Source organism: uncultured Microscilla sp. (assembly GCF_947493425.1).
Taxonomy (GTDB): domain Bacteria; phylum Bacteroidota; class Bacteroidia; order Cytophagales; family Microscillaceae; genus Microscilla.
Genome location: NZ_CANLRP010000273.1, coordinates 1 through 7,193, shown reverse-complemented (window position 1 = coordinate 7,193; position 7,193 = coordinate 1). Strand labels below are relative to the sequence as shown.

The window sequence follows — 7,193 nt, the reverse complement described above, 5'->3', positions numbered from 1 at the left end:
ATATTGTTTAGCTTGAGAACTTTACAATTAATGCTTACTTTTTTATTTGCACAAATCCTAACGACGCAAAGTATAACCTGCTACTATTCACCAAATAAGGGTGGTTTTCTTTTTGAACAGTATAACGAATACAACTTGTGTCATAAAATATAAGCAAGTATTCAGGAAGGTAATAACGAATATGGGGAGCTATGAGTTTTTTGTTTGCATAGGCTGTATTGTAATAGTGGTTGAAATCATCTTTTGTGTAAAGTTTCTCTGGTTCGTTGCTTAACACCAACATGTCCTCATCAAATACAATTAAGTCAAAAAAACGCTGTAAACCTTTGTGCGGATGCCAGCCCCAAGGAATTTCAGCTAGTAAGTTATAATATTTTATGTCGTTACTGCTTTGTTCCATATGTAATGTTTTTCTTAACAGATTCGATATCTGGGTATATTGATTTCCCTTTTTGATTCATGTAATCACATATTTCTTCCCCGTTGTGCCAAGTCTTCCGCAGGAGACTTAAAAGAGCGAGTGCTGGGTTATCCTTCCAATTTTTGTATGTCTAATACTTCAAAAGTTTCTTCATTGATGGTAATGTTAACTTTAACTTTATCCCTATATATTTTAGCAAGCAGCAATGTCCATTGAATTGTTGTTTCATCAGTAAGGCGATACCATACTCTGCCATCCAACCCATGTTTATAATAGTCTGGATCTGTATGGTGTGGCTCATCATAGTTAAGGTATAGTTCATAAAAAGTAGGCAACACTATTTTTACCACATAAATAGCGGGCTCAGGTGCATTGGCACTACCATGAAAGCTTAAAATTTCCTCAGTAATTGTACGAGTCTTCATTGTTTTGGTAATTTCTAATACCCTTAATCTGATATAATCATATTCAAAAACCTTTGCTCTTCATTTATAAAGCAACGAAGTATTTTTTGCTCCTTGGATGTATCTGCACATAGCCTCACTATTTGCTCAAACATTTTTTCAGAAATTTCTTGACTCTCCTGAAACTTTGAATCATTCTTATCCAAAAGCTCTTTTGAGTTTTCCAAATATATATTCGCATGATTCACGCTAAAAAAAAGTTTAATAGTTGGGTATCCTGAATCAAAAATCCCAATTCCTTGCTTAAATGAACTAAAACCTTGCATTAGTATGTTTTCTATTCCCATAATTACTTTTCTAGGTTTTTATTTATTTGACTTGCTTTTTCCTTAAGCAAGTTGAAAATAAAAGGGGGAGGTGTAAAACTTCATCATTAAAAAGGGAAACTGCCATACTTTTTGTTTAAACCTTGCTCTATGCTTGCTGTTTGGAGCACTTACCAATTAGTCAATTATTCTCATAATAATGTCTTTACAAACTAGAGTAGCTTTTATCTCCTTCTTGCGAAAGTCATTTTTGGCACAAATTCTTACGATTTTTTCAAATTCTTTGTCAAAAAGTTCATCGTCAGGAAACAAGTCATTGGCACGTGTTTTAGCAAAGTCTTTGATATCAAACATAGACTGCATCATCTCATTTTGATGCTTATGAGACTCTTCAAATCTATCTCTAGCCAATTGTTGGTCAAAATAAAGCAGCGCTACTGGAGGATCAGTCGTAAAAATTCCAATTCCATCTGGGATGGTGCAAAACTTCATTATAAAAAGGGACTCTGCCATGGTTTTATTTAAATAAATCTTGTTCGAAATTTTTTCCTATATTGTTAGCTTCTTCTTTTAAAATTAAAAATATTTTAGGGAAATCTGTTTTAAACTTTTTTAGGTTTGTTTTTGATCCAGCTTTTAGTTGCAGGGTGTTAACATAATTATTGTACATTTGTATGACCATAGGACTTCCCTATTGTACCAAGTCTTCCGCAGGAGACTTGGCACGATTAATTAATAAAAGACTTAAAAAAGAAAAAAATCGGATATACCCCTTATTCTAGTGCACTAGTGCGATCACTTTTCCTGAAGTTCGCAAAGTTTATCAAACACCTCTATATAGTTTTTTAGGTAGTCTGCCAGTTCATTCTGAAGACTGTCTTGCAGATAATAAAAGCTATATTTAGTTCCATCTGAAGAACAATTCTCTGGTGATAGAACAAAGCTATTTCCATAAAAACCTGCTGAATCTTTTGTAGTATTTTGCACAAAACATATTTCATAATCAGTATCGTTCATAAAGCCTGCAAATGTAAAATGAGCAAAGTCTGAGGGTTTACCATTTGATAAGCCAAAATCCACAATAAATACTCTCCTCGTAAATGCTGTCTGGTGAGCTATTTTTAGTTGAGCAAATCTTTTTACAAATCCCTCTTCAGCAAATAATATGATCATTCCATCTAACGGGAAGTTTGTCCACTCCTCATCAAGTGTTATTATTTCGAGCATAGCAAAGGTATTGGTTGCTATGCTCTCAGCCAAAGCCTCATACTTTCGTGCCTTACATACAGAGACATACTCACCATCTTTTCTGCTTTGTAGGTTGGCTGGCTTTTGTGAAACTATGTATACTTTTTTCATAGGGCTTGTAATCTTTTGAAGTGTTTCATCCAAGCCTGCTTTTGCTCTGGAATGAATTACATCAGAAGCCAGACCCTGTATATCATATTGTTTCGTTTTTATTTGCTCAAACGAGTGAATATATGCTGTCAAGTACTGCCCTAATTCTTTTACAATGTTTTCCTTAAAAGTATGAAGCTGGTAGTAATTATGATTATCAACAGTGCCGAAGCTTTTGTTTGCCACAAAACTATCTGCAACAAACCCTGGTGCGCTAAGTGAATTAATGCTTTTCTCAAGCACAAAATAGGACATATAATCGTGTCCCTGCATACTCCCTGCCAACGGCAAGCCTTGATAGTCTAATTCACTGAACACACCTCCAAAATCCACCAAAAAAATTTTCCTGAATGCTTCCAAAGGTAAAGTTTGGTCTAGTTTGCGTATTTTTTTTATAAAGTGATGTTCTGAAAAAATTATATATAAGCCATCAACAGGCAATTTTTCCCACTGCTTCTTCAGGTTTAGCATTTCGCAAGGTAAACCAGTATATGTTGAAATAAGCTGGACAAACTGCTCATATTTCCTGTACTGACTAATGGAGCTAATCGGTTCACCTTCAAACTTAATTGTTCTGTCAGTAGCTTTTTGGGAAATCAAGTATATCTTTTTAATAATCATAGGTCAGGGGATTAACAGATAAAAAATGTGCGCATACTCTGTTACTTCTTTTACAAAAAACCTACCCTTATGACATCCACTTAAGTATAATATCTCAGATAAAAAATCTATTTTATTAGACATCAACTGCTCTATTGAAACGTCTAATGGTTGCCTTATTATAAAAGCATCAACTTCTTCTTCACTTAAAGCATTTGCTTTTTGTATATCATTTGCAAGCTTGTCAAGAGCTGCACTATTAGTGCCGACATTTGCAGAAACCACAAAACTGTTTTGAGTACCCAGGCCTACCTTCAAGATGCACTCTTGGCTTGTTTGCTCTCTGGTCACAACCCAAGTTAAGAGCTCAAGTAAACCTGATACTTTTACAAATACCTCTTTCAGCTTTCTTCTGGATAAATCCCTTACTTCTAACGCCTTATGTAACTCAGTCATTATCTGTTCAGATTCAGGTTTGCTTAACTCAAATGTTTGGTTAAAAAATATACTAGAACTTATTTCCTCTTGTTTGTTCATGGTATTGTAATCTAACTAAAATAAATTCTTTAATTCTTCCCAAAAGTTATATTTTTCATTAGATTATTGAAAATTTCCTCGTTATTACTGCTCATATATTCGGCAATTTCAACTAAAGACATTTTTCTAATACTTAACACCATTCCTTCAATATCTTTAGCTCCATTCTCTGGAGGCCAAAAAGCAATTAATTCAGGAGATTTACCCCTATTATGCCAATTCTTACGCAGGAGACTTGGCACGATTAATTAATAGAAGACTTACATTTATTCAAAGCTTTTAGGTCTCCTGCGGAAGACTTAAAAAAGCGGGTGTTTTATTTGTATATTCAAAATCATTATATTTAGTAGAGTAATTATAAATGCCATGGATAAAGAAACCTCATTACCTTTTTGGAAAACCTGTGATCCAAATTTTTTGAATATTGATTATCTAAAAAATGAGATTATCAATATCGAAAAACAAATTGTTGAAACAGATGAAAGAATTAAAATCGCACAAGAATACATTGATTCACCTAACAAGAAAAGGTTTATTACAGAAGGTGACAGTATAGATGATTTAAAATTTTTCAAGGAGCAATTATACCAGCAAATAGATTTTACCACTAACCATATTAAACACTTAGAACGAATTATTGCAGAGTTTACCGAAGATACAGAAAACACTATAGATGCGTATAAAGTTGAGTTTGGATGTTCTCAAGAAGATGTTCTTGAGTTACTTTATATTATTCCTCAACTAAATTCTATTTACAGTTTACTTAAAGAGAAACTATAGATCGTTTACCAATTAGGTGAACCAAAAGTAATTTCAACAACAGGATTTTTGGCTTTCATGTATTTTTCTATTTCTCGTATGGTTGTATACCTTACTGTTTCCGTTTGGCTTTGATAAATATTAACGCCATTTTTAGGTGGCCAAAAAGTTATTACTCTAGATTCAATTCCAGTAGCTATAGTCGCCCTGCGGAAGGCTTAACCCAGTAAAGAAGGCAAAACAACTCCTACCCGCCCAACAAATCCTTCTCCAATATCTTGCCCAACTTGTATGCTTTTTGTGCCATAAACGAATATATTTTGGGATAAGCACGTTTTATTTCTTTGAGGTCTTCGGGCGTTTTTATACATTCTTTCATTTTGGCGATATACTCAGGGTACTCGCTCAAAGTGAGGTTTTTATTGATGTTATAAGCATACCCCATGAGTTTGACCGTAGCAAGTCTTATTCTGTCACCAGAGTACACAGGCTCTCTTAAGAACAGCGGATCAATACTAGTGGCCTCTGCTGTGTATTTAGAGGCAAAAAGAGCCATTTCTTCCCTCGTATAACGTTTATACACTTCAGAAACTTCACTTTTTGATAGTTTATTTGATCCTCCTATTTGCAAGAAGAACGACTCCAAACAGGCCAATTTGAACGCAAAATCATTGTCTTTGGTCTCATTCAAGCTATGCTCATCGAGCCTATCAACGTCAGATTGAAAGGAACTTGCGTGGTTTGTCGCGTGTGGGTTTAGGTGTACTAAGCAGTCATATTTTTCCATGTATTCATTAAGGAATATCCCTAACACTTTTATGATGTCAATTTTACAGTCAACAAATTCGTACAAACCTATATTAAATGGTGCGCTTAAACTCCACTGCTCATTTGCCTTTCCTGTGTCTTTCCTTAATTGGTCTAACGCGGCACTATCGGCATAAAAACATATGTAGTCATTGTCAGGTCCCCAGCCTTCCATGATTGCGAGGTATGCCTGTTTAAACAAGTTCCCAGCAAAACATTTGTTTTTGTAATCAGTGGGGGCAATCGCATCACCTATCAACATCCAATTTACAAAAAAAATCCTCCTATAAGTTTCATGCGACTTATGCTGGGCAAAGTTTTCTAAGTCATTGTGAAAATTTGGGTAATCAAAAGCAATGATCAAACTGTTTTCTCTGATTTTCTCCCATTCGTTGGTAATCAAAAAGTCTTGGCACTTGACATGACCCAACACTTTTTTAGCAAAAACCTCATGGTGATTTTTACTATAAAAATAAGTTTCTCCTTCTTTACACAAAAAATCTATTTTGTCTAAGCTCATATTTTATTTATACCTTCAAAATCATTATGTTTAGTAGAATAATTATAAATGCCATGGATAAAGAAACCTCATTACCTTTTTGGAAAGATATTGATGTTAGTTTTATGGATTTTAAAACCGTACACTAATTTTTAGGGGAATGTATTTGGAAAAGAAAGCATAAGATGAGCAATTTTGTGGTGTGAATCATAAAATTAAAACTACCCATCATTATGCTATACAAAACTATAAAAAAAACTTAGAAAGTCTTCATCAGTTTCGCGGAAAAGCTGAGTTGAATCGTTACGAGAAGCTCACCAAGTTCATTTACTGTGTGATCAAAAAAGGGGAAAGCTCGCTACAAAAAATAGGAGAAGGCATCGAAGAGGACATTGACGTAGAAAGTAAGGTCAAAAAAGTGAAGCGTTTTTTAAAGAGTAAATACACTGATTATCAGAGCTTTTTCCTTCCATTTATTGTATCTTTCTTAGCTGGCTTGGGTACAGTTCCTCGTTTATTTATAGTAATAGATGGCTCTGTGGTGGGCAATGGTTGCATGGCTTTGATGGTATCCTTGGTTCAGGGCAAACGGTCTATTCCTCTTGCTTGGTTGGTTCGTAAGCAAAAGAGAGGTCATATGAGCGTAGAACTTCATGTAGATATTTTAAAGCAAGTGGCTGCTTTGCTTCCTTCGTCCCCTGAAATAGTTTTGCTTGGTGATGGTGAGTTTGATTCAGTAGAACTACAAGAATTAGCCTGCTCTCAAGGTTGGAAGTATGTGTTAAGAACAGCTAAAAATGCACTCATTGAGACCCGAAATGGGGAACAGTTTAATTTGGGGACCTGTTATCCAGAGAGTACACAAGATCACTTTTGGCTACCTGACACATATTTTAGCAAACACAGATATGGAGTAGTAAATTGCCTGATATGGCATCACAGAACCTATGAAAACCCTATTTATTTGGTATCTAATCTGGGGTACGCACCAGATATTATGGCTTTTTATAGAAAGAGGTTTAGTATTGAGACTATTTTTGGAGATATAAAATCACGTGGATTTAACCTGCAAAAACTAAGAGTGAAAGACCCAGAAATGATAAGCAATATCCTCATTATTGTATGCTTGGCATTTTTAATAGTCTTTGCCATTGGATTGAACAGGCAACAAATCAAAATTAGCCGAATTATCAGAAAAGACAGAGTAGCTGATTATTCTATCTTTCAGGTTGGTTTCAGAATTGCCAACTATATTATTGAAAATCAGATAGATATATTTTACAAACTAAATAGCATTTTTAAAGCCTATTTTTGTGTACGGTTTTAAATTTATGGATATTGATTATGTATACAAGCAAATTGAAGGTACTCGTAAAACAATCGAAGAAACTGACGAAAAAATAAAAGCCATACAAAATGATATTCAGTTACCTAACAAACAA

10 protein-coding genes are annotated in these 7,193 nt (G+C 34.4%); 2 read left to right on the top strand and 8 right to left on the bottom strand.

Annotation, left to right across the window (positions count from 1 at the left end; genetic code table 11):
- Positions 1 to 34: 34 nt before the first annotated feature.
- From Q0954_RS32120 to Q0954_RS32090, 7 genes are all read right to left on the bottom strand, one after another.
- Complete coding sequence (locus tag Q0954_RS32120; protein ID WP_299465507.1) at positions 35 to 400, bottom strand: hypothetical protein; 366 nt, start codon at positions 398 to 400, stop codon at positions 35 to 37.
- Between the two features lie 128 nt (positions 401 to 528).
- On the bottom strand, positions 529 to 846 hold the full coding sequence (locus tag Q0954_RS32115; protein ID WP_299465504.1) for a hypothetical protein: 318 nt from the start codon (positions 844 to 846) through the stop codon (positions 529 to 531).
- A gap of 23 nt (positions 847 to 869) precedes the next feature.
- On the bottom strand, positions 870 to 1,172 hold the full coding sequence (locus Q0954_RS32110) for a hypothetical protein (protein WP_299465501.1): 303 nt from the start codon (positions 1,170 to 1,172) through the stop codon (positions 870 to 872).
- Between the two features lie 156 nt (positions 1,173 to 1,328).
- Positions 1,329 to 1,664: a hypothetical protein gene (locus Q0954_RS32105; RefSeq protein ID WP_299465498.1), complete on the bottom strand. Its 336-nt coding sequence runs from the start codon at positions 1,662 to 1,664 to the stop codon at positions 1,329 to 1,331.
- Positions 1,665 to 1,946: 282 nt separating this feature from the next.
- Complete coding sequence (locus Q0954_RS32100) at positions 1,947 to 3,170, bottom strand: hypothetical protein (protein ID WP_299465495.1); 1,224 nt, start codon at positions 3,168 to 3,170, stop codon at positions 1,947 to 1,949.
- A 3-nt stretch (positions 3,171 to 3,173) separates the two neighbouring features.
- Positions 3,174 to 3,686 carry a hypothetical protein gene (locus Q0954_RS32095; protein ID WP_299465493.1) on the bottom strand — a complete coding sequence of 171 codons (513 nt, stop codon included), beginning with the start codon at positions 3,684 to 3,686 and terminating at the stop codon, positions 3,174 to 3,176.
- 29 nt (positions 3,687 to 3,715) lie between these two features.
- Complete coding sequence (locus Q0954_RS32090) at positions 3,716 to 3,928, bottom strand: hypothetical protein (protein WP_299465490.1); 213 nt, start codon at positions 3,926 to 3,928, stop codon at positions 3,716 to 3,718.
- A 124-nt stretch (positions 3,929 to 4,052) separates the two neighbouring features.
- Here Q0954_RS32090 and Q0954_RS32085 point away from each other — a divergent pair, with 124 nt between their 5' ends.
- Complete coding sequence (locus Q0954_RS32085; protein WP_299465487.1) at positions 4,053 to 4,466, top strand: hypothetical protein; 414 nt, start codon at positions 4,053 to 4,055, stop codon at positions 4,464 to 4,466.
- Positions 4,467 to 4,692: 226 nt separating this feature from the next.
- Here the strand turns inward: Q0954_RS32085 and Q0954_RS32080 are convergent, their stop codons facing one another.
- Positions 4,693 to 5,772: a hypothetical protein gene (locus tag Q0954_RS32080; RefSeq protein ID WP_299465484.1), complete on the bottom strand. Its 1,080-nt coding sequence runs from the start codon at positions 5,770 to 5,772 to the stop codon at positions 4,693 to 4,695.
- Positions 5,773 to 6,085: 313 nt separating this feature from the next.
- On the opposite strand from Q0954_RS32080, the gene Q0954_RS32075 reads away from it, so the two are divergent.
- The gene (locus Q0954_RS32075) at positions 6,086 to 7,078 is read left to right on the top strand and encodes an IS4 family transposase (RefSeq protein WP_299465481.1); all 993 of its coding nucleotides are present in this window, start codon (positions 6,086 to 6,088) and stop codon (positions 7,076 to 7,078) included.
- Positions 7,079 to 7,193 lie beyond the last annotated feature (115 nt).